Annotated in this window: 21 protein-coding genes, 3 tRNA genes and 2 pseudogenes; 11 read left to right on the top strand and 15 right to left on the bottom strand. The window is 48.0% G+C overall.

Features of this window, described 5'->3' with window-relative positions; translation table 11 throughout:
- From Y71_RS09750 to Y71_RS09770, 5 genes are read right to left on the bottom strand one after another with little or no spacing between them, the layout of a single operon-like run.
- Positions 1-981, bottom strand: coding sequence for a 5-oxoprolinase subunit C family protein (locus tag Y71_RS09750; protein ID WP_007371383.1), 981 nt, complete (start codon positions 979-981; stop codon positions 1-3).
- Entirely contained in the window at positions 962-1,852 is an 891-nt protein-coding gene (locus Y71_RS09755) for a 5-oxoprolinase subunit B family protein (RefSeq protein WP_007371384.1), read from the bottom strand. Before Y71_RS09755 ends, Y71_RS09750 begins: the two co-directional genes overlap by 20 nt.
- On the bottom strand, positions 1,842-3,242 hold the full coding sequence (locus Y71_RS09760) for an acetyl-CoA carboxylase biotin carboxylase subunit (protein ID WP_007371385.1): 1,401 nt from the start codon (positions 3,240-3,242) through the stop codon (positions 1,842-1,844). The genes Y71_RS09755 and Y71_RS09760 overlap by 11 nt, the downstream gene beginning before the upstream one ends.
- Positions 3,243-3,258: 16 nt before the next feature.
- The gene (locus tag Y71_RS09765) at positions 3,259-3,510 is read right to left on the bottom strand and encodes an acetyl-CoA carboxylase (protein WP_007371386.1); all 252 of its coding nucleotides are present in this window, start codon (positions 3,508-3,510) and stop codon (positions 3,259-3,261) included.
- A gap of 29 nt (positions 3,511-3,539) precedes the next feature.
- Positions 3,540-4,307, bottom strand: coding sequence for a 5-oxoprolinase subunit PxpA (locus tag Y71_RS09770; RefSeq protein ID WP_199887163.1), 768 nt, complete (start codon positions 4,305-4,307; stop codon positions 3,540-3,542).
- 141 nt (positions 4,308-4,448) lie between these two features.
- On the opposite strand from Y71_RS09770, the gene Y71_RS09775 reads away from it, so the two are divergent.
- Positions 4,449-5,366: a LysR family transcriptional regulator gene (locus Y71_RS09775; protein ID WP_007371388.1), complete on the top strand. Its 918-nt coding sequence runs from the start codon at positions 4,449-4,451 to the stop codon at positions 5,364-5,366.
- A 569-nt stretch (positions 5,367-5,935) separates the two neighbouring features.
- Here Y71_RS09775 and Y71_RS09780 read toward each other — a convergent pair.
- Positions 5,936-6,011: transfer RNA gene (locus tag Y71_RS09780), tRNA-Asn, on the bottom strand.
- Between the two features lie 331 nt (positions 6,012-6,342).
- Here Y71_RS09780 and nac point away from each other — a divergent pair.
- The 4 genes from nac to Y71_RS09800 all read left to right on the top strand — a co-directional run bounded on the left by nac (position 6,343) and on the right by Y71_RS09800 (position 11,276).
- A complete protein-coding gene (gene nac / locus Y71_RS09785) occupies positions 6,343-7,260 on the top strand; it encodes a nitrogen assimilation transcriptional regulator NAC (protein WP_007371389.1) in 918 nt (305 codons plus the stop codon).
- Between the two features lie 101 nt (positions 7,261-7,361).
- Complete coding sequence (gene cbl / locus Y71_RS09790) at positions 7,362-8,312, top strand: HTH-type transcriptional regulator Cbl (protein ID WP_007371390.1); 951 nt, start codon at positions 7,362-7,364, stop codon at positions 8,310-8,312.
- Between the two features lie 254 nt (positions 8,313-8,566).
- A complete protein-coding gene (locus Y71_RS09795; RefSeq protein ID WP_007371391.1) occupies positions 8,567-10,267 on the top strand; it encodes an AAA family ATPase in 1,701 nt (566 codons plus the stop codon).
- On the top strand, positions 10,257-11,276 hold the full coding sequence (locus Y71_RS09800) for a hypothetical protein (RefSeq protein ID WP_081120733.1): 1,020 nt from the start codon (positions 10,257-10,259) through the stop codon (positions 11,274-11,276). Before Y71_RS09795 ends, Y71_RS09800 begins: the two co-directional genes overlap by 11 nt.
- A 61-nt stretch (positions 11,277-11,337) precedes the next feature.
- On the opposite strand, the gene shiA is transcribed toward Y71_RS09800, so the two are convergent.
- The 4 genes and pseudogenes from shiA to Y71_RS09810 all read right to left on the bottom strand — a co-directional run bounded on the left by shiA (position 11,338) and on the right by Y71_RS09810 (position 14,143).
- Positions 11,338-12,666: a shikimate transporter gene (gene shiA / locus Y71_RS09805; RefSeq protein ID WP_007371393.1), complete on the bottom strand. Its 1,329-nt coding sequence runs from the start codon at positions 12,664-12,666 to the stop codon at positions 11,338-11,340.
- A gap of 64 nt (positions 12,667-12,730) precedes the next feature.
- A complete protein-coding gene (locus tag Y71_RS29960; RefSeq protein WP_007371394.1) occupies positions 12,731-12,982 on the bottom strand; it encodes a hypothetical protein in 252 nt (83 codons plus the stop codon).
- 101 nt (positions 12,983-13,083) lie between these two features.
- Positions 13,084-13,231 (bottom strand): annotated as a pseudogene (locus tag Y71_RS29965) (P-type DNA transfer ATPase VirB11); the annotation flags it as partial.
- Between the two features lie 285 nt (positions 13,232-13,516).
- A complete protein-coding gene (locus Y71_RS09810) occupies positions 13,517-14,143 on the bottom strand; it encodes a TetR/AcrR family transcriptional regulator (protein WP_007371396.1) in 627 nt (208 codons plus the stop codon).
- A gap of 55 nt (positions 14,144-14,198) precedes the next feature.
- Here Y71_RS09810 and Y71_RS09815 point away from each other — a divergent pair, with 55 nt between their 5' ends.
- The 5 genes from Y71_RS09815 to Y71_RS09835 all read left to right on the top strand — a co-directional run bounded on the left by Y71_RS09815 (position 14,199) and on the right by Y71_RS09835 (position 21,627).
- The gene (locus tag Y71_RS09815) at positions 14,199-15,356 is read left to right on the top strand and encodes an efflux RND transporter periplasmic adaptor subunit (protein ID WP_007371397.1); all 1,158 of its coding nucleotides are present in this window, start codon (positions 14,199-14,201) and stop codon (positions 15,354-15,356) included.
- A gap of 9 nt (positions 15,357-15,365) precedes the next feature.
- Positions 15,366-18,500 carry an efflux RND transporter permease subunit gene (locus tag Y71_RS09820; protein ID WP_007371398.1) on the top strand — a complete coding sequence of 1,045 codons (3,135 nt, stop codon included), beginning with the start codon at positions 15,366-15,368 and terminating at the stop codon, positions 18,498-18,500.
- Positions 18,501-18,605: 105 nt separating this feature from the next.
- Positions 18,606-19,238 carry a TetR family transcriptional regulator gene (locus tag Y71_RS09825; protein WP_007371399.1) on the top strand — a complete coding sequence of 211 codons (633 nt, stop codon included), beginning with the start codon at positions 18,606-18,608 and terminating at the stop codon, positions 19,236-19,238.
- On the top strand, positions 19,228-20,127 hold the full coding sequence (locus Y71_RS09830; protein WP_051644087.1) for a helix-turn-helix domain-containing protein: 900 nt from the start codon (positions 19,228-19,230) through the stop codon (positions 20,125-20,127). The genes Y71_RS09825 and Y71_RS09830 overlap by 11 nt, the downstream gene beginning before the upstream one ends.
- A 105-nt stretch (positions 20,128-20,232) precedes the next feature.
- Positions 20,233-21,627, top strand: coding sequence for an efflux transporter outer membrane subunit (locus Y71_RS09835; RefSeq protein WP_007371401.1), 1,395 nt, complete (start codon positions 20,233-20,235; stop codon positions 21,625-21,627).
- Positions 21,628-22,658: 1,031 nt separating this feature from the next.
- On the opposite strand, the pseudogene Y71_RS30665 reads toward Y71_RS09835, so the two are convergent.
- From Y71_RS30665 to mtfA, 3 genes and pseudogenes are all read right to left on the bottom strand, one after another.
- A pseudogene (locus tag Y71_RS30665) lies at positions 22,659-22,765 on the bottom strand (Arm DNA-binding domain-containing protein); the annotation flags it as partial.
- A 153-nt stretch (positions 22,766-22,918) separates the two neighbouring features.
- Positions 22,919-22,994 (bottom strand) — tRNA-Asn (locus tag Y71_RS09840).
- Between the two features lie 100 nt (positions 22,995-23,094).
- Positions 23,095-23,892, bottom strand: a complete 798-nt coding sequence (gene mtfA, locus Y71_RS09845; protein ID WP_007371403.1) for a DgsA anti-repressor MtfA — start codon at positions 23,890-23,892, stop codon at positions 23,095-23,097.
- Positions 23,893-23,985: 93 nt separating this feature from the next.
- Here mtfA and Y71_RS09850 point away from each other — a divergent pair.
- A tRNA-Ser gene (locus Y71_RS09850) sits at positions 23,986-24,075 on the top strand.
- An 80-nt stretch (positions 24,076-24,155) separates the two neighbouring features.
- On the opposite strand, the gene Y71_RS09855 is transcribed toward Y71_RS09850, so the two are convergent.
- Positions 24,156-25,184, bottom strand: coding sequence for a tyrosine-type recombinase/integrase (locus Y71_RS09855; protein ID WP_071531992.1), 1,029 nt, complete (start codon positions 25,182-25,184; stop codon positions 24,156-24,158).
- Positions 25,117-25,401, bottom strand: coding sequence for a DUF4224 domain-containing protein (locus Y71_RS09860; protein ID WP_007371405.1), 285 nt, complete (start codon positions 25,399-25,401; stop codon positions 25,117-25,119). Before Y71_RS09860 ends, Y71_RS09855 begins: the two co-directional genes overlap by 68 nt.
- Positions 25,402-25,430 lie beyond the last annotated feature (29 nt).

A 25,430-nucleotide genomic window follows, 5' to 3' on the forward strand; every position in this document is an offset into this window, starting at 1 on the left:
TTAACGCAACACGTTCGCCAGTTGCACCATTCGCTGTTGAGACTGGCGGCGGGCAACCAGCGCCTCTTCCAGCGTCACAGGCATAAAGCGGACGTGTTGATTAGGTTGTAACTGACCAAGAATGGCCAGATCGGGGCTGATAACGGTCCCCAGCGTCATATAGCCGCCGCCCGATACTGCATCGCGCAGCAGGACAATTGGCTCAAGCCCACCTGGTACCTGAACGGAACCAATGGGGTAGCAGGCATCGACAATATTGGAGGGATCGGAGCCTGCGCCAAACGGTGGTGTCCGTGGGTTAAACGCCAGCGGCTGCCCGCCTTTCAGACGGTAGCCCGTGCGGTCGGCTTCGGTACTGACATACCAGTCGTCGGCAAAGAAGGTATCGACCGCGGCTTCCGTCAGTCGGTGGATATAGAGGCCCGGCACCAGGCGCAAAGTGACGGATTTCTCCAGCACCGGCAGTAATGCCTCAGGAACAGTGTTCCCTTCGCGGCGGAAGCGATCTGCGTTCACTGGATGCACGTTCAACACATCACTCGCTGCCAGTCGCCGCCCCTGAAAGCCCCCCAGCGCCCCCAGCGTATAGGTCGAGCGGCTTCCCAGGACGCGCGGCACATCAAGGCCGCCAGCAATCGCCAGATAGCCACGGCATCCCTGGCGGGCCGGGGCAAAGCGCAGATGTTGCCCGGCGCGGATATACAGCGCGCTGTGCGTAGCAGCAGGTTGATTGTCAACGATCGGCGTCATCGCCGCGCCGCACACCGCGATCAGCGCATCGGTGGAAAAATGTAACTCCGGGCCGAGCAGCGTCATCTCCAGCACCGCATCATCGGCTGCGTTACCCACCAGCAGGTTCGCCATCTGCATTGAATACGGATCCAATGCGCCGGAGGGGGGAATGCCCAGGTGGTAATAGCCTTCACGCCCTGCATCCTGTACCGTGGTGGCAAGGCCTGGCTTAATCACATTGATGGTCATACAACCCCCTTTTCAACAACTGAGGATAGCCCTGCGGATCGGCGACAAAGTCTGCAAGCACAAATGTCACATCGCGAATGCGCGGGGAAAATAGGCCTTTTTTCACCTGTTCGCTGATGTCGTCATAAGTCTGATGATCGATGGCGCGGAACTGCACAATGTCGCCCGCTTTGAAGAACACCATTTCGCTTTGCAGATACGGCAGACGTTGCGCCGGGTCATAGATCGGCATTGGCGTGATACCAAACAGCTGATAACCGCCAGCGCCACGCACCGAGTAGATACAGCCGAAGCAGCCGCCATGACCGAGGGATAACCCGGGCGTATCGGTACGCGGGCGCAGGTATTTTGGTACCTGGAGCTGTTTGTCATGCCCGACCATCTGGTACATAAACGGCAATCCGGCGACAAAACCCACCATCGACACGAACCACGGCGTACCGCTGTGCGCGGCAATAAAGTCGTCTTTATCCGCATAACCATTGATGTGTGCGGCATAGTCGAGGTCGCTGCCTTCCGGTGCCTGATGGCGATCGCGAAAACGCATTAACGTCTCGTGTGTCCACGGATCGTTGTACAGCACCGGCACCTCAATAATGCGTGTCGCCAGTGTTGTGTCGCCTTCGTTATCGGCTTCCAGCGCCTGCAGCTTGTCGAGCAGCGTTTGCGGTGCCAGCACGTCCGGGTTAAAGCGTACCTGGAAAGAGGCGTTCGCCAGGCAAATATCCAGCACTCCGGGGAGCTGGCATGCCTCCAGTGCCCGCGTCAGCGTCAGGCCGTGAAAAAAAGCATTTAACGACATTGACTGGTCAATTTCGGCAAAAAGATGCTCATCTCCGCCAAACGAGTAGCGAATCGGATTATTGGCCATAGCGACGGCTCTCCTGTAGCGGCGGCGTGGCTGCACTGTCGCGCTCCGCCAGCCACTGCTCAAGGGTGGTGGTGGTAAATTCTCCCGCCTGCAATTGCGGGTGTTGCAGCAGCCATTGATGCAGCGGGGCGGTGGTTTTGATGCCACGCAGTTCAAGCCCGCCGAGTGCCTGGCGGGCGCGGGCCAGCGCGTCGGCGCGATCGGGGCCCCAGGCAATTACCTTCGCCAGCAAGGAGTCATACCACGGGGGAACGCTGTAACCGCTGAAGACATGGCTGTCGATACGGATCCCTTCGCCACCCGGCCACACCACTGCGTCTATCCGGCCAGGGCAAGGGAAGAAGTTCTTGTCGGGGTCTTCGGCGTTAATGCGCATTTCGCAAGCGCAGCCGCTCAGGTGCACATCCGACTGCGCCAACGTTAGCGGTTCACCGTTGGCAATGCGTAACATCCACTGCACCAGATCGATGCCCGTTACCATCTCGGTTACTGGGTGTTCCACCTGGATACGGGTATTCATTTCAATGAACCAGAACTCGCCGCGCGTTTCATCAAACAGGTATTCCAGCGTGCCTGCTCCGCGGTAGCGTAGGTGCCGCGCCAGTTGCACAGCGCTGTCGCAGAGCGCGGCCCGCTGGGCAGGACTCAGGGCAGGCGAGGGCGCTTCCTCAAAGATTTTCTGCCGACGGCGCTGTAACGAGCACTCGCGGTCGAACAGGTGGATCACCCGCTCGCCATCGCCGAGGATCTGCACTTCAACATGACGGGCGCGGGCGATAAAACGCTCGAGATAGACTGCGCTTGAGCCAAAAGCGGCTTTCGATTCGCTCTGGGCAACGGGGAATTCCCGCGCCAGCGCCTCATCATTTTCTACCACGCGAATACCACGACCACCGCCACCGGCTGCGGCTTTAATCAGGCAGGGATAACCGATCTGGCTGGCGCGAACTTGCGCTGCCTGTACCGTTTCCAGCACCCGGGAGCCGGGAACGACTGGCACACCGGCTTCTGCTGCTGTGCGGCGGGCTGCGGCTTTATCGCCCATCACGCGAATGGTTTGCGCGTCGGGGCCGACGAAAATATACCCGGCCTGTTCAACCCGCTCGGCGAACTGGGCATTTTCCGACAGAAAACCGTAGCCAGGGTGGATCGCATTTGCACCGGTTTGCGCGGCGGCATCCAGTAAGGCATTAATGTTGAGATAACTGCGCGCGGCTGGTGCCGGGCCGATAATGCACACCTCATCGGCCAGTTTTGCCGCGAGGCTTTCACTGTCCGCCTCGCTGCATGCCGCCACCGTTGGGATCCCCAGTGTTTGCGCAGCACGAATAATACGCACCGCTATTTCCCCACGGTTAGCGACCAATAATTTTTTTATTTTCCCCGTCATAAATCCTCCGTAGTGATTATTCGTTATCGGTTTTTATTATGGCGATCACTTGTCCGGGTTCGACGGCATCACCATTTTGTATGGTGATGGCGCTTATTATGCCGCGAGTCTCGGCGAATATTTCGCTGAACTGCTTCATCACTTCAATTAAACCAATAATGGTATCGGGTTCGACTTTATCGCCATCCTTAACAAAAGGTGCAGCCTCCGGTGAGGGTTGCCGGTAAAAAATACCTGGCAATGGCGAAATAATTTCAATATCAGACATCGTATTTCTCTCCAGATAAGCGGGAATGATTAAACCATACCCGGTGAGCAGACGTTTATACCTGCATTAATGAGCGCCATTTTTACCGAGCTGATAATTTCCAGTGCGCCGGGCGTATCACTGTGGATACAAATAGAATCGAAACGAATCGGGATGGTATTGCCGGTAACGGTTTTGACTTTCCCCTCCAGACAGGCCATTAACACTTTCTCGGTGATCGCCTGCACATTAAGACGCCCGGTAGTGCGGGTGAAGACAATAAGCCCTTGATCGTCATACTCTCTGTCGGCGTAAAACTCGGTGACGACCGGATGCTCCAGCCGCTGTGCTGCCTGCCAGACGGCGGAACCCGCCATGCAGTAAAGATAGAGGCTGGCGTCGAGTTGATGCAGGGTGGCAACAAAACATTGCGCTGCCGTTTCATCCCGCGCCAGGTGCATATATAACGCGCCGTGCGGTTTAATATGCTGCAATGGCAAGGAGTATAAACGTGCGAATTCCCGCAATGCACCCAGTTGGTAAATAATGTCGTTAACCAGTTCGTCCATCGGAATAGATAAATGGCGGCGACCAAATCCTTGTAAATCATTAAATCCCGGATGTGCGCCAATGGCCACACCATTTTTTCTGGCCGACTCGACGGTTTTTCGCATAATATTTGGATCGCCAGCGTGAAACCCGGTGGCAATATTGGCGGAGCTTATTATCGTCATAAGCTCATTATCAACATTATCGCCAATTATCCATGAGCCAAAACTTTCTCCTATATCGGAGTTGATATCGACCGTTTTCATCATAATAATTTCTTATTTACGCTTGGGGGTGTTAATTCACTATATGAAGATTTATTTGTATCCGAAAAGTATTATTTTTAGATAGTCTGATATCAGAAAAACAGAACGCTCATCGGCAAACCTTAAATAAAAAGAGAGACAGAGATGCTGACATTACGCCAGGTTCGTTATTTTGTTGCCACCGCCGAAATGGGGCAGATCTCGCTGGCGGCCGTGCATCTCAATATTTCGCAGTCGGCGGTCACCGGGGCGATTCAGGAACTGGAGCAGCTATTGGGCAAAAAGCTGTTTACCCGCTCGGTGCACGGCATGATGCTGACCGACTACGGGAACCATTTTCTTAACCATGCCTATACCGTGTTACAGACCGTGGATAATGCCGTGCGTAGTATGCCGGTTAATGACACGGGTGTGCGAGGCACGCTACGCCTGGCGGCAAGTTACACGGTGATAGGCTATTTTCTGCCGTTCCATCTGCAACGGCTGGCGCAGGATTACCCGCACATTGATATCCAGTTGTTTGAGTATGAGCGACAGGATATTGAACAAGGATTGGTTGACCAGACGCTGGATATGGCACTGGTGCTGACTGGCAATTTACGCCATCAGTCGATTTATGCCGAAACCCTGTTTAATTCTACGCGCCGCTTGTGGTTGCCATCACGGCATCCGTTATGTGAAAAATCGCACGTGACGCTGGAGGATGTGGCCGGGGAACCTTTCATTATGCTCACGGTGGATGAAGCTGCAGACAGTGCCATGCGCTACTGGGAAGAAGCCGGAGCCAGCCCGAGCGTTATCCTGCGCACCAGTTCGGTCGAGGCGGTGCGCAGCATGGTGGCGAATGGTTCGGGGATTGCTATCTTATCGGACCTGGTTTATCGCCCGTGGTCGCTGGAAGGGCGGCGCATTGAGACCCGTTCGCTGGTGAACCATGTGCACCCGATGAGCGTCGGCCTGGCATGGCGTCATGACGCCCACTTCACCCCGGCGATGGCGGCGCTGCGCGAGTATTTCCGCAGCGCATTCGTGACGCAGCAAATCAATATGGTGCGACGTTAACACCTCTCTGCGCCCGACGTGAGTAAACGTTTCGCTACTTAATAACCAAAAATTTTGGCATTTGAGAAATGGACAAGACTGGAGCGCCCCGAGCCCGTAGACCAATCTGCCCTGTAGTTTGAGCACTGAAGAAGTCTATGGGCACACCGCGTTTTACTCCTGAATTAAGGAAGAGGCTGTTCGCCAGATAATTGAACGTAGTTATTCCGTGGCTGAAAATGCGTTGCTGTCGGGCATCAGCCAGCGACACAACAGGGTAAGCACCTAAGCCAGGACGGGATGCTTTACCGTTGATACGGAAAGACGTGAACTGTCTGGCTGGACACGCAGATACAGACCAATCAGAGGCTTTACAAGGTTTACGAGAGGGTTTGAGGGTGCGGATTTTCGTGTCGTTAAGGGGGCATTTGGCGGTCACTCCATAATCGAACTGAAATGACCCAGAACAGACCACCAAATTTTTCCGATGCAGAGGGTAAAATCAAAATGCATCGGGGAGAGTTTTCACGCTGGCTTTTTGAATCTGCATTTAAGATAGCGATTCGCGAAGATGCATGAGAACTGAAAGATGGCTCCTCTGACTGGACTCGAACCAGTGACATACGGATTAACAGTCCGCCGTTCTACCGACTGAACTACAGAGGAATCGTGTGAACGGGGCGCATATTATCGGTCACGCCCGGGCTTGTCAAAGGGTGGATCGCCTGAGCGCGATCGTTTGCTGACAATTTCGGCAACCTGCGCGTGCGCCAGCTCAATAAGCCAGCATTTGCACTATAATGGTGCAAAATACCCCTAATGGGGCAGATCTCAAACTGTTGTTTCAGTGATAATACCCTGCGTTGTAATTAGAAACTCTTATTATCCAGCCTGTTAAGCGTTAATTAATTCCTTAACTAAAACTGGCAAGCATATTGCAACTCCTCCGACATCATAACAACCGGCGTTGGCATTGGTATCCCTTACAGGAGGCAAAATGAACTTAAGACGACTGAAATACTTCGTAAAAATCGTCGATATTGGAAGCCTGACTCAGGCAGCCGAAGTATTGCATATTGCGCAGCCCGCGCTGAGTCAGCAAGTCGCCACTCTGGAAGGTGAGCTGGATCAGCAGTTGTTGATCCGTACTAAACGAGGCGTAACGCCGACGGAAGCAGGCAAGATTCTCTATACCCATGCGCGCATGATTTTGCGTCAGTGCGAACAGGCTCAACTGGCGGTGAACAACGTCGGCCAGTGTTTGCGCGGCCAGGTGTCTATCGGTCTTGCGCCGGGCACGGCAGCGTCTTCAGTCACCATGCCATTATTACAGGCGGTGCGTACCGAGCTGCCTGAAGTGGCGGTCTATCTGCATGAAAATAGCGGCGCGGTGCTGAATGATAAACTACTGAGTGGTCAACTGGATATGGCGGTGCTGTATGAGCGCGCACCGGGGGCGGGAATCAATAGCCTGCCGCTGCTGAAAGAAGACCTCTATCTGGTTGGTACTCGTGATTGTCCGGGGCAGAGCGTGGATTTAACTGCGGTCGCTGAAATGAATCTGTTCCTCCCGCGTGACTATAGCGCTGTACGTCTGCGTGTGGACGAAGCGTTCTCTCTGCGTCGCCTGACGGCAAAAATCATTGGTGAAATCGAATCCATTGCCACGCTGACCGCAGCAATCGCCAGCGGAATGGGTGTTACTGTATTGCCGGAATCAGCCGCGCGTTCGCTGTGCAGCGCAACTAACGGCTGGATGGCGCGTATTACCACACCATCTATGAACCTGCCGCTGTCGCTGAATGTTTCAGCTCGCGGTTCGTTGTCACCACAAGCACAGGCGGTAAAAGATATTTTAATGTCTTTAGTCAGCCGCCCGGCCATGGAAAGCCATGAGTTGCAGTTGGTGAGCTAGTGATTATTCCTTAATGGAATAAGATGCTGGTTTTTATTATTTGTTCTGCCAGGCCACAGACTTTAACAATAGCATCATGTCTGATTGGCCTGGAGGAAAGGGTGAATTTCCAGCAATTAAAAATAATCCGCGAGGCGGCGCGGCGGGATTACAACCTGACCGAAGTCGCCAACATGCTTTACACTTCGCAGTCAGGTGTCAGCCGTCATATCCGCGAGCTTGAAGAAGAGCTGGGGATTGAGATTTTCATCCGCCGTGGCAAACGGCTGCTGGGAATGACTGAACCGGGTAAAGCACTGCTGGTGATTGCCGAGCGCATCCTCAATGAGGCGAGCAACGTTCGTCGGCTCGCCGATCTCTTCACCAATGACACTTCCGGCGTGTTAACTATCGCCACCACGCATACGCAGGCGCGTTACAGCTTGCCGTCGGTGATCAAAGCGTTCCGCGCGCTATTCCCGGAAGTCCGCCTGGAGTTGATTCAGGGAACGCCGCAGGAAATCGAGTCGCTGTTGCATAACGGCGGAGCGGATATCGGTATCGCCAGTGAACGCTTAAGCAACGACAGTTCGCTGGCGGCTTTCCCGTGGTTCCGCTGGCATCACAGCTTACTGGTTCCGCAGGATCACCCGTTGGTGCAGTGCTCACCGCTGACGCTGGAAGATATCAGCCGCTGGCCGTTGATTACCTACCGGCAGGGGATCACCGGGCGTTCACGTATCGATGAAGCGTTTGGCCGCAAGGGGTTAATCCCTGATGTGGTGCTCAGCGCGCAGGACTCGGACGTGATTAAAACCTATGTTGAACTGGGGCTGGGTGTCGGGCTGGTGGCAGAACAATCGAGCGGCGAGAACGAAGAGGGCAAGCTGGTGCGGCTGGATACGCAGCATCTGTTTGACGCCAACACCGTGTGGCTGGGGCTGAAACGCGGTCAGCTACAGCGCAATTACGTGTGGCGGTTTATCGAACTGTGTAATGCCGGGTTATCCGTAGACGATATTAAACGTCAGGTAATGGAGCCGGATGAAGCGGTGATTGATTACCAGATTTAACATTTTACTTTTTTGGGCAGTCTTATCGGGCTGCCCAGCCTCCAAAGAGACACATTCGTCTTCTCCGTTATCTGCTCTCACCAAAATAATATTCGATGCAATTCGTCTTGATCGGGTGATAGCCATTGATATTATCGATGTATTTCCTTGCAAAAATTAACTAAGTATTGCTTTTTGGGGTAATATATTTCTGAATTTCCCTCAATTATCGAATCGATTCTTCCCATATCGAACTTTTTCGTAAGGAAACGCAAATGAGTGCTCTTTCCCTCACCATCGAACGCTGGCGTAACATTACTGAACAAACTTATGACTTCTCGTTGCAACATCGCTACCGTTTTAATGAAAATGACGCAGTGATTGACGTTGAACCACGTGATGATGCTGTACCTGAAGAATTTTTTTCGCCAAATACTGAGATAGTGTGCCTGACGGGAAAAAATGGCAGTGGGAAGTCTGGTGTAATGGGAATTCTTAATTTGTCCGGTATGGTACTAGAACCAGGGTTGAAGGTGGATGATGGGCTTGACGCCGTCAAAAATGCATATATTTATATATTCAAAAGATCGTCTTACTTGTATGTGGTAAAAGTTCTTCGTGGCTTTATTACGGGGTTATGGCAGGCAAGCCAAAACATAAATGATAATGAGAGCACACAATTGAATTGTGTGCCAATAAACAGAACTTCAATTGTAAATACTTGGTATTACGCTTCAAATAATCTCCAGTTGAGTTTTTCGGGCAGCAAACTTTCGCGACATGATTTATCTATTGCATACCGGCGGCGCAATAAAAGCCATGCAGGGCCGGAGGAGGTTTTTTATTGCTGGCATGCTATGAAGCATCTTGACCTGAAAGACTGGATAACAGCACGCGTGTATACGTGGCGTGTGCAAAAATCATGGTATCAAAAGTTTGGTGACATTGAACTGGCGTTACCCTCCAATAATGAATTAAGAAAAAATAGAAGATACGTGGCGATCCTTGTTTCGCTACGGGTATTGTGGGCAATTATACGGTCGTATGAGAAAAACGCATTTTTCTGGCGAATGATGAATAAAGAATATCCAGATATTAACCACATGATCCCTAATTACAAAGGGATGTTGGAGGCTATTGGAAATGTTCATTCAGAAAGTAGTGCGATGCAACTTTTTAACGAGTTTAGGCCTTTATGTGAATATTTTTTCTCAGTTACTCCAGAGGGATTTGTATCTTCTTTAGTAGAAATACAACGAAAAAACATCAATAACTATGGAACGGTCTACTACCAATTCCCTCAAGAGGAAGATAATCATTTTTTTCTAAGTCGCATCTTATCTGCGATGTCTAGAATAAAAGAGAATGCCAGTGAAAGTCGTTTCACTATTGATCCGCCGTTTAGTACGGGTGAATGGAAACTTATTGATCTTTATGCCACGTTACAGCGAAAAGCTAATGAGGCGAAAACCAAAGATAACCACGTACAATTATTGTTGGACGAACCAGATTCAGATTTACATCCGGATCTACAAACACGCTTGATTAATACGATACTTAATCTACTCTCCGATTCCTCGAAATGCCGTTTTCAGTTAATTATCTCCAGTCATAATCCAATTGTAGTTTCCGATTTGCCTTCTGCTAGCGTAATCCCGGTTGATCCTTCCTCTTCCGTCTTAGGAAAAACCTTTGGCAGTAATATTTATGATCTGTATAAACACCGATTTTTTGTTGAGCGATCGGCTGGGGAATTTGCCAGCAATAAAATACGATCGGCGCTAAAAGACGATGGGATTGATGAAAAAACGCTACGTTTTTTAATTGCTGAGGCGGGGGAACCTTTGTTAGTTCGGGCCCTACAACGAAGGCTCGGAGATGCCAACCGGATCGCAAATCGTGATATTGAGCAGTTTGTTGCTCAATTAACGGAAGAGCAGCGCGAAGTGCTGAAGGGGAAACTCAATGAGGAATGATACCGCTTTTTTTGAATGGTGTGTAAGAGTACATTATTTCAACAAATTTAACATTTCTCCAGGTAGTGACAGAGATTTACGTGCAGCTATTATTTCTATTTTTTTTGGCGGAAGAGCGAGCGATTATAATCAGTTTAATACTGAAATCTCTTCGTTGAACACTAGCGTAGCGGCACTCACAAAAATTGATAAGTTACGTCTTGTTTTGAATAAGCCAGTATCTGCCCTCGTTAAAGCTGCATTTATCAGCACCCCCTGGCAAAGGAACAGATTAAACGCACAAAGCGTTCTTTTCGCAAACGCATTACGTAATCTTACTGCTGGGCAAAGGAATAGTTTTGATAAATGGATGGAGGATAATTACACTCGGTTTCGCAAGTCGGTATCTGCCCCACGTTTTGCCATGTCCTTAAATACTGCGGTATGTCCTTATTGTGATAAAGCATTTCTGGATGTGGGAAAGCAGTTTTACGGTGAACTCGATCATTATCTGGATAAGTCTACACATAGTTATTATGCACTGAATATATATAATTTTATGCCGGTGTGTGGCGTTTGCAATAGAAAGAAGAGTAAAGCCAAATTACATCATTTTAATCCGGCCAGTGATAATTTGAACTCAGTTTTTCAGTTCTTTCTATCGGATAAGGATAAATATGAAGCTTTGGTAAATTATCAAACAGAAAATATAAAAATTAAGCAGCGTGCGCTTCCGGGGAAAGGCGACCATTTAACCGAACTCAATAAGAGGTTTGCACTTGACGATCGTTATGAAAACATGACGGCTGTTGTGGATTACTTGGCTCAGCTTAAACGAATTTATTCCCCTGAATGGATATCCGTATTGCACACTACTTACGGAATTACTCTATCTATGGAACAAATTAAGCAATTACTGCTAGGGCAATTCAGTTTTCGTAATCCGGCAATCCGGTTGCAACCTTTAACTAAACTGATTGACGATCTTGTACGGGAGTTGAATATATTTAATGATGATCCAGCCCCCTGATTACATCAGGGAGAATAATGCCAGTAGGGGCTGGCATTATTCTGGTGAAAGATGGAGGACTTTAGGGCTGATGCTCCGACAATGATGCTTTCATTAACATCGCGGTTAGCGCCGAAAGCAGGCAACCTGCCGTCAGGTATATCGCCACCGAATGCCACTCGCCGCCGGAGAATGTTACCAGCGCGGCCGCGATAAATGGCGTAAAGCCGCCGCCCACCACGCTTGCAACCTGATAGCCCACTCCCGCGCCGCTGTAGCGGTATCCTGCACCGAACATTTCAGTGAACATTGGCTGCTGTACGCAAACCACCATATCGTGGGCGATATTCGCCAGCATCAGTGAAAAGAACACTACGCCGAAAATCGAACGTGCTTCCAGCGCCATAAAGAACGGGAACGCGCTCAGTGCGCCGAGTAACGCGCCGGTAATATAGATGCGGCGACGCCCGTAACGATCCGCCAGCAACGCGAACAGTGGGATTGTCAGACAACTGATTCCGCCGACCAGCAGACCGATATTTAAAAACAGCTCGCGCGGCAGACCGAGGTTTTGCGTGGAGTAGTTCAGTGCGAAAGCGGTCACGATATACATGGTCAGCAGCTCGCACAGGCGCAGGGCGATAATCTTCAAAAACGCGCCCGGATGACGAACCAGCGCTTCAAATACCGGCAGCCGTTTTTTCTGCTGTTTTGCGGATTGAGCCTGAGCCTGTTCAAATTCTCTGGACTCCTCCATGCCGTTACGCACCCACAATGCGCCGAGCACCAGCACAATGCTGAACAGGAAAGGCAGACGCCAGCCCCAACTGAGGAATTGTGCATTGCTGGTCATGCTGCTGATCAGCGACACCAGCCCGGTGGAGAGCAGTAAACCAACGCCATATCCCACCTGCACGCCACTGCTGTAAAACGCTTTTTTGCCTGCGGGTGCACTCTCAACGGCGAGCAACGCCGCGCCGCCCCATTCGCCGCCAACAGCAAAGCCCTGGAGTGCGCGCAGGGTAACCAGTAACGCGGGTGCCCACCAGCCAATGGTGGCGAACGAAGGCAAAATACCAATGCACGCCGTGGCGATGCCCATCATCCAGACGGTCATCATCAGCATGCGTTTACGGCCCAGACGATCGCCAAAATGGCCGAAAATGATGCCACCCAGCGGGCGGAATAAAAAGCCGACGCCGAAGGTCGCGAAGGCGGCAAGCGTGCCCATTGCCGGATCGATCTGGGGGAAAAACTCTTTGTTAAACACCAGCGCCGCAGTAATGCCATAGAGTAAAAAGTCATACCAGTCGACGACCGCACCGGCAAAGCTACCCCAGGCAGCACGACGGGCACGGTTGAGAGAAGGGGCTTCCTCATCGGGGCGGGTTGTAATGAGCGTGGAATCCATAATTGTCCTGTCCGTTCCTCAAGTTTCCAAATTTTTCTAGTTTTTTGTATAGGGAAAAGGTTACTCACATCGCATGCAGCAAAGTAAAAGCCGCTAATGAGACTACAGCGCCCATCGCCAGGTGAAAACCTTTTTGGAAAGCAGGATGCAGGAAAGGGGAATTTAACTCAGGGAAGCTGACGGCGCAGAAGTTTATCCGGCGATGAAGGAAAAAAAAGGCAGGGCCAACGCCTGACCAGTGGGATGCAGTAGCTTTGCTGACCGTGTTTTCGAACATCGGTTTAGATCGGTAATGATCGCCGGGGAAGACCAGCATTTGATGCCCGGAATTGTAAGTGTTATTCGTAATTATTACTGGAATCCACTTGCCGGTAACGTGTCATCTGGCCAGCGGAGTGAATAATGAATCCTGTTACCATAATCACGCGGAGCGGTGTGTTGTCCCCACAGGACGTTAATTTTGCTGAACAACTCGCCCGAACGATTAACGGCTATTTCCGTCAGGCCAGGGAGTGTCAGAAAATCGCCGCTTATAGCGGCTGAGAGAAATATATTTAGCGGCCATTCGTTAGCGCTTTAATTCTCTGAAATGGTGTTCCCTGACTCATAACTTATTACTCGCATTGCGAGAGCACAAAATATTCATCAGCATAATTCGCAACTGCGTTATGCTGATGGCGAGCAAATTCTTCATTCTCTCACTGATCATCCCGCCATTGTTATTTTTTAATGGCGGGGTTTTTTTATGGTTTGGTTGGGGTATTCTTGAATAGTATTAAGGAGTTACGCTTTGCCCTCTGGAGCGAGGGCAGGGTATTTTATTCAATATCGCTGGATGGATGAGTAAGGGCTAATATTCTTTAAAAAAAAGATCGATAACGTTATTTATCATTTCAATAAGCATTTCTTTATCTCCTTCCGCATCAATAGATTGTAATGCAGTGCGCTGCGATAATCCCGCAAAGATGGATGCAATGATATCCATCTTTGCGTGCAGTTGCTTAATTTCATTCTCATCATTTTTTTTAGTTCTTTTAAGTAATTGCGCATTGAACCTGTTGCTAATGGCGTTATGCGACACCTGGAGTACTTGCGAAACGTTAGGGTTTCGCACCGCTTCGGCAGCAATTTCAAGCCATAAACTAATAAACTCTGGAGAGGTATGAAGCTCAACCATACGTGCCGTTTGCCTTTTAAGTGTCACGGCTAATTTCTCATCGGCTGGAGATGTCGCAATATCATTGATCAGTTCAAAAATAGTGCTTTCCTGCTGCGCGACCAGGGCTTCCACGATGGCTTCTTTGTTAGCAAAATGATAATAAATGTGCCCGGGGCTCATGCCGGCCTCTTTCGAAATTTTAGCAATACTGCATCCATGAAACCCCAGGTCACGGAAACATTTGGCCGCCGCATCGAGTACTTGCTTTCTCCTGTCTTTGCTTTTCACGCCAATTTCTTCGTCCTGTACGTTGCTCATTTATTAGCCTCTTTAATATCTCTTGCAAGTCATATTTTAGTATGAATATACTAGAATGAATATTCAAACTACAGAGAGATCGCTCATGATGTCTGTGCTTTTTCGTCCTGCATATCCGGCGCTGTCAGTTCTCTTGTCACTTACACTTCTCGGATGTGATCAGCCACAGCGGCCAGTTCAAAATTCGATTCCTGAAGTGGGAGTTGTGACGGTAAACGCAGCAAATGTGACGTTGACGACGGAACTCCCTGGCCGAACCTCGTCTTTCAGGACTGCTGAAGTGCGTCCTCAGGTTGGCGGCATACTTCAAAAAAGATTATTCGATGAAGGTGCCCTCGTGAAAGCCGGACAGGCATTGTATCAGATTGATCCTGCTCCTTATCGGGCGACACTTGCTAAAGCGGAAGCGAGCCTGGAATCATCGAAACTTTTAGCCCACCGGTATGAACGACTAGTAAAAACAGGAGCGGTAAGCCAGCAGGATCGGGATGATGCACGTTCAACCTGGCTACAGGCGCAGGCTGATGTTGACTCTGCTCGCATTGATTTAGGCTATACAACGATCACCGCGCCAATATCGGGACGCATCGGGCGATCTTCCGTTACTCAGGGAGCGTTGCTGACCGCTAATCAGACCACTGATCTTGCAACCATCCAGCAGCTTGATCCTATCTATGTCGATATTCCGCAATCTTCAACGGCTCTTCTTAAATTGCAGGATGAATTTGCGGCAGGCCGCCTGAAACGAAATGGCGACCAACAGGCTGAAGTCAAACTGATCCTCGACAATGGCACTGAATATTCGCATCCGGGCCGAATAAAACTTTCAGAAGTAACAGTAGATGAAAGTACGGACTCTGTAATTATACGCGCCGAGTTTCCTAATCCCGATGGACGGTTGCTGCCAGGTATGTTCGTCCGCGCCAAATTACAGGAAGGGGTGAACGAGAATGCCCTGCTTGTTCCACAAAGAGCAATCACCCGTGATCCGACTGGACAGGCCTCGGCGCTTGTCGTTGGCAAAGATAGCAAAGTGATCCGCAAAGCGGTGGTAACCGATCGCGTTGTAGGCAATCAGTGGCTAATACGGGACGGATTGCAAAGTGGCGATCGGGTCGTTGTGGATGGGACACAAAAAGCCCAGCCCGGCAGTGAAGTCAGGATTGCCCAGGCTACTCCCCCTTCGCCTGAAGTCGCTAATCAGCCTGAGTAAGGAGCCGTAATGTCACGTTTTTTTATTGACCGCCCCGTACTTGCATGGGTTGTAGCCATCATTATTATGCTGGCTGGCGTGCTTTCTATAATCAAGTTACCCATCAACCAGTATCCTAATATTGCTGCTCCTGCGATTGCTGTGACTGGATCTTATCCTGGAGCATCGGCAGATACCGTTCAGGATACTGTGGTGCAGGTTATCGAACAGCAACTGAATGGCCTTGATAATTTGCGCTATCTAAAGTCTGAGAGTAATTCGGATGGCTCATTCACAATTACCGTCACCTTTAATCAAGGGACAGATCCGGATATTGCTCAGGTTCAGGTACAAAATAAGCTATCGCTGGCAACGCCTTTAATACCGGATGAAGTTCAGAATCAGGGGATCCGGGTTGCTAAATATCAGATTAACTTTTTAATTCTTGCCGGACTTGTTTCCACTGATGGTCGTATGAGCAGCTTTGACCTCGGTGATTATCTGGTTTCTCACATACAGGATCCTTTAACTCGTATTACCGGTGTGGGTGATTTCACTATGCTGGGATCCCAGTATGCGATGCGTATCTGGATGGATCCGAATAAGCTGAATGGATATAAACTTACCCCGTTGGATGTCAGCTCTGCTATTCAGGCGCAAAACGTACAGGTATCTGCGGGCCAGTTAGGCGGTTTACCAACCAATGAAAATATTGAACTGAGTGCAACTGTCATTGGCAAGACCAGATTCACAACGCCTGAACAATTTGAAAATATACTCCTGAAGGTTCAGCCCGATGGATCCCGCGTGTTACTTAAGGATGTGGCCAAAGTAAAACTGGGATCCGAGAGTTTCTCAATACAATCAAAATATGGCAAAGATCTTCCGAGTACAGCTATTGCGTTACGCCTGGCAACCGGTGCTAATGCGCTGGACACCATTAAAGCTGTCAAAGCAAAGCTGGACGAGCTTAAGCCTGGTTTACCGGAAGGCGTGGAGATTATTTATCCTTACGATACGTCTCCTGTCATAAGTGCCTCAATAGAAGGAGTGGTGCATACCCTTATTGAAGCGATAGTCCTCGTTTTTGTCGTGATGCTGCTTTTTTTGCAAAACTGGAGAGCAACACTTATTCCTACACTCGCTATTCCGGTCGTTTTGCTGGGCACATTCGGCATTATGGCCGCATTTGGCTTTACAATTAATATATTAACCATGTTTGGCCTGGTACTGGCTATCGGGCTTCTCGTCGACGATGCCATTGTTGTTGTGGAGAACGTCGAGCGACTGATGGAAGAAGAAAAGCTTCCGCCGCTTGAAGCGACCCGAAAATCGATGGAGCAGATTTCGGGCGCTCTGGTTGGTATTGGTCTGGTTCTTTCCGCTGTATTTCTTCCGATGGCGTTTTTCGGCGGTTCAACAGGTGTAATTTATCGCCAGTTCTCTATCACTATTGTTTCTGCAATGGCGTTGTCGGTGCTCGTTGCGCTAATTTTTACTCCGGCATTATGCGCAACGATCCTGAAACAAACGCATCATGACGCACAGGCTAAAAAGGGATTTTTCGGCTGGTTTAACCGTAAATTTGAACGCGGCACTTCGCTTTATCGCAATGGCGTCGAACGTACTTTGAGGGCCAGAAAACGAGCGATGCTTTTCTTTCTGGCAATCATCGCTTTACTTATTGCGCTATTCCCACGGATACCAACGTCATTCCTGCCTGATGAAGATCAGGGAAATCTCTTTGTGCAAGTACAACTGCCACCAAACAGTAGTGCGGAGCAGACCCAGAAAGTATTAACCAAAATATCGGCGTATTTTCTGACCCAGGAAAAAGACATGGTTGCCACGACAATGCTGGTCAATGGATTTAACTTTGCAGGGCGTGGTCAGAGTTCCGCTATGGTGTTTGTGGGACTTAAACCATGGAATGAAAGGAAAGGTTCGGTATTTGAACTGGCTGCCAGGTCAATGGGATATTTCAGCACAATAAAAGAGGGAACGGTTATTTCTTTCGCTCCACCGGCGGTGATGGAATTGGGGAATGCCACTGGTTTTAACCTGTTTATTCAGGATACAACTGGCGGCGGCCATGAAAAACTCATGCAGGCACGGAATATGTTTCTTGGGATGGCTGCCCGAAACCCCGCACTGCAAATGGTTCGACCCAACGGTATGAATGATGAGCCACAATATCAAATTCTGATTGATGACGAGAAAGTGCAGGCTCTGAAACTCAGTCTCTCTGATGTAAATAACACGATGTCCGCCGCCTGGGGGTCAACGTATGTTAATGACTTCAATGATCGTGGGCGTGTTAAAAAGGTTTATATCCAGGGGGAAGCCAGTTCACGTATTTCTCCGGAGGATTTCGATAAATGGTACGTACGTAATAGTGACGGAGAGATGGTCTCATTCTCATCGTTCGCCAGTGGGAAATGGACTTATGGTTCCCCGAAACTGGAGCGTTATAACGGTTTACCGGCAGTTGAACTTCTTGGCGAACCTGCTCCGGGTTATAGCTCCGGGGATGCCATGAAGGCGGTAGAGGAGATCGCGGCAAAATTGCCACCAGGTTTAAATGTTGCCTGGACAGGTCTTTCATTTGAAGAGCGTCTTTCAGGTTCGCAAGCGCCGGCGCTTTATGCTCTGTCGCTAATAATCGTCTTCCTCTGTCTGGCAGGGCTTTATGAAAGCTGGAGTATTCCTTTCTCAGTAATGTTAGTCATACCGCTGGGTGTTATTGGCGCTGTCAGTGCGACGCTTTTACGTGGATTGGGGAACGATGTTTTCTTCCAGGTTGGCTTATTAACGACGATTGGTCTCTCTGCAAAGAATGCGATATTAATTGTTGAATTTGCGCGCGATCTTCATGAAAAAAGTGGAATGTCATTTTCGCAGGCAGCCATTGAGGCAGCCAGAGTCCGTTTACGACCCATTATTATGACATCACTGGCATTTATTGTTGGTGTTATTCCTCTCGCTATTGCTTCAGGAGCAAGTTCCGGAAGCAAGCATGCCATTGGTACTGGCGTTGTTGGTGGGATGCTTACCGCGACCGTATTAGCTATTTTTTATATCCCGCTGTTTTATGTTCTTGTCGCTGGTTTTTTTACCAGGAACAAAAACAAAAAAGAAGCATTAACCATAGCTGAAGAAAAATAGCCGTATGTGGGGTATTGGTATCCATCAGGGATACCAATACTAAAATCCTCAATCTGAGCAGTAATGTAGATACGATAAATTTTAATTTATTCTGGAGGCTTGAAAATGGCCAGACGAACCAAGCAAGATGCTGAAGAAACCCGCGAGCATATTCTGGATGCGGCTGAGCAATGCTTTCGGGATTCAGGTATTTATCGCACAACGTTACAGATGATAGCAATAAAAGCGGGCTGTACGCGAGGCGCTATTTATTGGCATTTCAGGGAAAAGAACGATCTTTTTAAACAGGTTATTGAGCGCACACCTCTCTTACTTTTTACGGAAGTTGAAGATCTTGTAATGCGTGCCGAATCTGTTATAGCGTTACGCCACTGTTTATTAAGGGAAATTGAATACGTTAAGAGAAACAAACATCTTCAAAATGTTATCGAGATGACTGTCTTCCGCTGTGAATATCCTGACGAAGTAAATGACCATGATATTCTGGTGGGGAATAAGATGGATAAATTATTCGTCATGATAGATTCTGTTTTATCCGAAGCCCAAAAAAATGGAAGGATTCATGCTGATATTTCGACAACAATACTCAGCTCGATGATTTTCTATGTTTTTATGGGAGCGCTCAGGTCGATAGTTATGATGCCAAACGATACTTTGCTTTATCGTTACTCTCAATCAGCGCTGGATTTTGCTTTTGATATGGCTATTGGGAATAAGGCGGTGTGTAATGAAAAATGATTTTATTTATGATCTTACAGAATGGATAGAATCTCAACTCGCATCAAAATTATCCCTGGATATTGTGGCGGCTAAGTCAGGATATTCGAAATGGTATTTACAGCGGGTTTATCATGCGTTAACGGGAGTTACTCTAAGCAGGTATATTCGGCTAAGAAAATTATCCGCCGCGGCTGCTGAATTACAGATAACTAAAACACATATTCTCGATATCTCTTTGAAATATGGTTTTACTACGCAGCAGGCTTTCACCCGTTCATTCAAAAGTTACTTTCATCAGACTCCTGCAAGGTACAGAAATAACACTGAATGGGATTGTTCACAGCTCTACCCGCCATACCAGAGGATAATTCATCCGGTACCCAAACCGGACATTATTTCATTACCAGAACAAATTTTTCTCGGCATAGAACACTCTTTCCCTTGTGCTTTTGAAGATCTCTGTAAGTTCAATATAGATGTGCGGATGAATTTTTTTAACAGGTATCTCAGGGACTACCAGGAGCTACCTTCTTACGTCTATGGTATCAGCCATTTTGAACCCAATATCGCAGTAAATTCAGGCGTTGTTATCAAGTACTTTACAGCAACAGATTATCAGAATTTATATTCTATGAAGAGTAAAGTACAAAAAATAATAATACCTGAAGGTCATTATGCACAATTTAATTATTCGGGTACAAAAGCCGGGTTTCAGCAATTTATCATGGACGTGAACCGTTATCATTTGCCCAGATTAGATATCACAAGAAGAAAGGGTAATGATATAGAGCGTTATTTTCTTCCTGGGTCGAAGAAACATTCATTACATTCAAGTTTTATAACTTGTAGCTATTTAGTGCCATGTGCTGATGTATTACATAAATCTGTTTCAGGCAGATTTATGTAATGCGTGTATAAAGCGACCGTTTCAAACAGTCAGGTGCACTTCTAAGATAGTCACCGGGCTTAGAATTCAGACATTGCAATATGATTATCCTCAGAAGGATAGGTTATGAAGAAACATCTATTTATTGTTATACCGGTACTCTTAACTCTGACGGCCTGCAACTTACAGCCGAAGTATGAACGCCCATCGGTACCTGTTTCCGGGAAATGGGAGAGTAATGCGTACAGGAATAAAACTTCAGATCTTGCATGGCAAAAGTTTTTCGATGATGACACGTTAAAACTCCTGATAGGATTATCCCTTAAAAATAATAGAGATCTCAGAGTTGCTGCTTTAAATATAGAGTCAGCCAGAGCACAGTACAGGATTGAAAGAGCCGCTTTATTACCAACCATCGAGGCTAATGGTAGCCAGACTTCGGCTCATCTGCCTGGCAATCTCTATTCTACCCAGACTTCCGGGCCTGTGTCATACCAGCAATATGAAGCGAATCTTGGTGTAACATCCTGGGAAATTGACTTCTTTGGCAGGCTTAGAAGTTTGAAAGCACAGGCGCTTGAAAATTATCTTTCGACTGAGGCTACTGCTCACGCCACACAAATTAGTCTTGTATCAGAGGTCGTATCGGGCTATTTGACCCTTTGCGCGGATAAGGATTTACTTAATGTGGCGACAGATACCGCTAAAAGTCAGCGTAAAACGTATGATCTGACTAAACAACGGTATGCGATGGACATCGCAAACGAACAGGATGTTGTTCAGGCGGAAACGTCATTAAGAAGCGCTGAGGCTGAAGTTTACCAATACACCCGTCAGGTTAAACAGGATACAAATGCTTTACAGCTATTACTGGGTACGAACATACCGGCCAATATTGTAGAAAATGCGACTTTACTTAAAGCATGGAATTTCCCGGCGTTGCCTGACGGAATATCATCAGAAGTCCTGACAAACAGGCCGGATATTATTGCTGCCGAACATACCCTTAAGGCAGCTAATGCGAATATTGGCGCGGCCAGAGCCGCTTTCTTTCCTACCATCAGCCTTACTGCTTCCGGAGGATCGGCTTCAGATAGTCTTGGACATTTGCTTGAAGGGGGCACGGCTGCCTGGTCATTCGTTCCCAGCATAAGCGTACCAATATTTGATGGGGGAAAAAACAAAGCCAATCTTGACGTTGCGGAAATTTCCAAAAGAATTGAAATAGCAAATTATGAAAAAGCTATACAGCAGGCATTTAAGGAGGTTTCGGATGCTCTGGCGGGTCAGGCGACCTATAAACATGAACTGGCTGCTCGGGTACAAGACACCGCGGCAAATCAACGTTACTACACTCTTGCGAATAGCCGATATCAGGAAGGTGTGGATGGGTATCTCAATGTGCTTGTTGCTGAACGATCTTTATTTCAGGCAAGGAAAACTGAAATTTCGACTCGTTTAAGTGAAATAACACAGCAGGTTACTCTTTATAAAGTTCTCGGTGGCGGCTGGAAAGCATAGCACCTGAATCAAGAAATGACGGCCAATTGCCGTCATTTAACTTTTATCTATTCAGCTTGAGGTGACAGATGAAATCAGAGAACAATCTCAATTCTTCACCTCAGGTGAAAAATATTTTTTAACTAAGACGACTACTGGTTGTATTAGGGGAAAGGAAATCAGAGGTACTTCTATGTTAGATACGTATCATCGTTCGAATATGGGCTCTGGGGATATTAGATATAACAACATTTTTACGCAGGAACAACAGGACTTTTTACTTCTTTTTTGTGACTATTACTTAAAAATAAATTTTATTTAAAATGCGACTGCCTGAATTTTTTACTTTCTAAATAAAAGGTAAATAAGATAACCTGTGAGCAATATACATGTAATGTGTATGATAGCCAATCCTATAACTACACCAACAATACTGTATCTAAACAAGTAATTGAATAACACATACTCGGTCAGACGTGAAAAATAGAACGAAGATAACATTATTAACATGCTAAAAAAGAGAATTGAGAAGCATATTAATAAACAATTTTTAGCTTTTGATTTTTTCATTGTTATTATTAATCATTTTGAGGGTGAAAGGTGTGTTAATCTTTTCTTTTCCTGGTCTTAGCCATTTTATTTTATAAAATCTTCAACGGAAAGCTTATTGACGGATGGCTTAGTATGATCATACTAATTCATCTGCACTTGTCAACCTTCTTATGGGGAGAGTGGGGCGGTTTTGTGAAAATATAGTGAATTTACTTATTGTTTTTGCATAATTACTGCCATTTTTCCTCGTTATAAGGAAAAGATTACGCGTTATGATTTTATTCAAATGATTAGGGCTTAAGGATTGCCTGCGTATCTATTAGCAGCGGTAGTTCACGGGCGAAGGAAATGAATTGATATAGGGGAAGTGCTGCTTATTGAGTCCAGGAGCCCCGCAGATTAGTGCATTCAGTTTTCAATCGCTGATCGGCTGAACCCTGATAATGTGACTCAGTCCCTCAATGAAACCAGCGGACAAGAATATGATATTTGAGATGTCAAAGATGTGAGCCGCCTGGATTGGCATACAGGTGCAGACCGTGTGAATCAGAGACTTTATAAGGTTACGGGAAGGTTTAAGACTGTGGATTCTGGTGCCGTTACGCAGTGTTGCTGGTCACTCTATAGTTGAGCTGAAGCAGACCACTAACATTTCCCGATGCGGAGGAAAAACAGAAAAGACATCGGGAAAGGGGTTTCACGCTAACCTGTTGAATCAACATCAGATAAAGATTCGCAAGGATGCATGAAAGCAGGAAATTGGCTCCTCTGACTGGACTCGAACCAGTGACATACGGATTAACAGTCCGCCGTTCTACCGACTGAACTACAGAGGAATCGTGTGAACGGGGCGCATAGTACTGGCCCCGTACTGGTGTGTCAATACTAAATTTAACCCGCTGATTCAATTGGCTAATTAAAGCACAACGTGCTGTTTTAATGTACCTGGTTTATCCCTTCGTGGTAACCGCCGGTCTGGCCGCGCAGGCGGTTGAGCGGATCCTGCTGGTAGAAGTGGCAGAAGCGCTGCCACAATGCCGGGAAACGCGGGGCGAAGAGTTCGGGAGCGCTGAAGAAATACTCCGACAGCACGGCGAAACACTCTGCGGGATCGGTTGCTGCATAGGCATCAATGCTGGCTGCGCTTTCTCCCACCAGATCGATTTCATCCTGAATATTATCCATGGCGGCGCGCAAATCATGCTCCCAGCCAGCCACTTCACGCAGTGGGATCAGCGGGATGCCGCTGGCTCTGTCGCCATTACGCGTATCCAGCTTATGCGCAACTTCGTGGATAATCAGATTGAAGCCGGAAGCATCAAACGAATCCTGAATGTCGAGCCAGTTAAGGATAATCGGCCCCTGTTGCCAGCTCTGACCGGATTGCACCATGCGCTGGTTATGCACGAGGCCAATATCATCTTCCCACTCATCATCCACCACGAACGGAGCCGGGTAAATCAACACTTCGTGAAAACCATCCAGCCATTCGAGGCCCAACTCCAGCACGGGCAGACAAAAGAGCAGACTAATACGCGCGCTCTTTAAGGCGTCTAAATCGAATCCTTGTAATGGAACCAGCCGCTTTTGTTGTAAAAAGCGATCCGCAAGCTGAACAAGTTTAACCTGCTCATCAGGCGATAAATTTGCTAATACCGGGGCGTTTAGTGCTTCTTCCCACGGGAACGTCGCCTCATCAGCGGAGTCTTTTGTTTTCCAGGGCCACTTAATCATCGTTTTGCTCGCAAACTCGCCACTTGAACCAAATTAACGGGACAGGGTCTGTTAAAATGCCAAATTACCTGGCATCATGGCAACCATCTGAACGGAGAGATGCCGGAGCGGCTGAACGGACCGGTCTCGAAAACCGGAGTAGGGGCAACTCTACCGGGGGTTCAAATCCCCCTCTCTCCGCCATTATTCAAGCACTTACAGCAAAACCATTCAACGACCCGTGTCACACTTGGTATGATGTTGGTATATTCGGTTGGTATATTTCATCTGCCATTCTCCTCTGAATGATTGAGCGTCGGCAAGTCCAGTGTAGGTGATACTTTAACTTTGCGATCATAAACGACGACCTGACTCTCCGTTTTGTGGCCGGAGAATATCTGTTTTTCCCGGCTGGAACCTTCATAATCTGAAATCCCTTTTGCTTTCAGATCATGGAATGTGCAGATCAGTTTTCGCCCGAGCTTTTCACCTGCACGCGCGCGGGCATCTTCCCAGAGATCTGAAAAACCACTTTTGGAATACATCTCTTTTTTGGAACTACAAATGAGATATTTTTCCCCTCCCAGCGTTCTTGCCAGATCGACGGCATTACGCAGGCGTTCCGTCCAGGCTTTAATCTGTTTTGTCCCTGTCTTTCCTTGCTGAATATAAATGCCCTCGTCTGACAACTGACCCAGGGTAAGAGCGCGAACGTCAGAAGAACGCGCGGCGCACAGGTAAGCAATTTCCATAGCAGCCTTCATTGCCGTTACCGCTTCATCATAAATTGTCTGATATTCTTCATCGGTAATGTAAACCTCACGCGCTTTAAGGGTAAATTTTCTCACCCCTTTGCATGGGTTTCCTTTCACATAACCCCGCTCGAATCCCCACCCAAAAACACGAGACATTCCTCCCAGTTCCTGATTGGCCTGATTTATACTGCGCTGGCCGCGACGATCCATATAAATACGGACCATTTCTATTTTGATGTCATCGGCTCTCATTTTTCCGAAAACAGGGATCAGATTTTTATGGTACTGCCGGTAGTCCAGCTGCGTGCGTGGAGCCAGTTCGCAAAATGATGGGCTGGAAATAAATAAACTCCAGAGCCTTTCGAATGTCATTACGTCGTGGCGCTCGGCTTTAGCTTTCTCGTAATTTTCCCACAGCCTGGACATGCTCGTTTCTCGGATCTTCCCCAAAGTTATACTCAGCGTTGTCCCTTTTGGCTTCCATACATAGCTATATTTGTTTTTTGTTACCCGTGGAGGCAGGTGCCTGTCTTTTGGATCTTTTCGTGGTCGGCCCATTGATTGCGTCGTAGTCAGGTTCTGTTGCAACATATTCATCAACCTTCGGTAATTCAGTAAGACCAGGAGCTAAGTTCCGGCGCAAAACGATCGGACGGTTACGCCCATCAGTGGTGAATGGAATGCCGTGGCAGCGTAACTGACGTTGTTGATGCGTATAGCGCGAGTAGCCAGTGATTTCTGCAATTTCCTCAGGCGACAGCGTAAGTTCATGCATCGGTCATCTCTCTTAATGACCGGCCAGAA

Origin of the sequence: Kosakonia radicincitans DSM 16656 (genome assembly GCF_000280495.2) — a bacterium.
GTDB classification, from domain to species: Bacteria; Pseudomonadota; Gammaproteobacteria; order Enterobacterales; family Enterobacteriaceae; genus Kosakonia; species Kosakonia radicincitans.

Excerpts from the sequence above, each read along its gene's own strand:
- Y71_RS09835 (WP_007371401.1), top strand. The coding sequence starts at position 20,233 with ATGAAGAAACATCTATTTATTGTTATACCGGTACTCTTAACTCTGACG.
- Y71_RS09775 (WP_007371388.1), top strand. The coding sequence starts at position 4,449 with ATGCTGACATTACGCCAGGTTCGTTATTTTGTTGCCACCGCCGAAATG.
- Y71_RS09760 (WP_007371385.1), bottom strand. The coding sequence starts at position 3,242 with ATGACGGGGAAAATAAAAAAATTATTGGTCGCTAACCGTGGGGAAATA.
- Y71_RS09810 (WP_007371396.1), bottom strand. The coding sequence starts at position 14,143 with ATGAGCAACGTACAGGACGAAGAAATTGGCGTGAAAAGCAAAGACAGG.
- Y71_RS09855 (WP_071531992.1), bottom strand. The coding sequence starts at position 25,184 with ATGGGCCGACCACGAAAAGATCCAAAAGACAGGCACCTGCCTCCACGG.
- Y71_RS09795 (WP_007371391.1), top strand. The coding sequence starts at position 8,567 with ATGAGTGCTCTTTCCCTCACCATCGAACGCTGGCGTAACATTACTGAA.
- Y71_RS09820 (WP_007371398.1), top strand. The coding sequence starts at position 15,366 with ATGTCACGTTTTTTTATTGACCGCCCCGTACTTGCATGGGTTGTAGCC.
- Y71_RS09815 (WP_007371397.1), top strand. The coding sequence starts at position 14,199 with ATGAATATTCAAACTACAGAGAGATCGCTCATGATGTCTGTGCTTTTT.
- Y71_RS09860 (WP_007371405.1), bottom strand. The coding sequence starts at position 25,401 with ATGCATGAACTTACGCTGTCGCCTGAGGAAATTGCAGAAATCACTGGC.
- Y71_RS09750 (WP_007371383.1), bottom strand. The coding sequence starts at position 981 with ATGACCATCAATGTGATTAAGCCAGGCCTTGCCACCACGGTACAGGAT.
- Y71_RS09765 (WP_007371386.1), bottom strand. The coding sequence starts at position 3,510 with ATGTCTGATATTGAAATTATTTCGCCATTGCCAGGTATTTTTTACCGG.
- mtfA (WP_007371403.1), bottom strand. The coding sequence starts at position 23,892 with ATGATTAAGTGGCCCTGGAAAACAAAAGACTCCGCTGATGAGGCGACG.
- Y71_RS09755 (WP_007371384.1), bottom strand. The coding sequence starts at position 1,852 with ATGGCCAATAATCCGATTCGCTACTCGTTTGGCGGAGATGAGCATCTT.
- Y71_RS09825 (WP_007371399.1), top strand. The coding sequence starts at position 18,606 with ATGGCCAGACGAACCAAGCAAGATGCTGAAGAAACCCGCGAGCATATT.
- Y71_RS09800 (WP_081120733.1), top strand. The coding sequence starts at position 10,257 with ATGAGGAATGATACCGCTTTTTTTGAATGGTGTGTAAGAGTACATTAT.
- shiA (WP_007371393.1), bottom strand. The coding sequence starts at position 12,666 with ATGGATTCCACGCTCATTACAACCCGCCCCGATGAGGAAGCCCCTTCT.
- nac (WP_007371389.1), top strand. The coding sequence starts at position 6,343 with ATGAACTTAAGACGACTGAAATACTTCGTAAAAATCGTCGATATTGGA.
- Y71_RS29960 (WP_007371394.1), bottom strand. The coding sequence starts at position 12,982 with ATGCTGGTCTTCCCCGGCGATCATTACCGATCTAAACCGATGTTCGAA.
- Y71_RS09770 (WP_199887163.1), bottom strand. The coding sequence starts at position 4,307 with ATGATGAAAACGGTCGATATCAACTCCGATATAGGAGAAAGTTTTGGC.
- Y71_RS09830 (WP_051644087.1), top strand. The coding sequence starts at position 19,228 with ATGAAAAATGATTTTATTTATGATCTTACAGAATGGATAGAATCTCAA.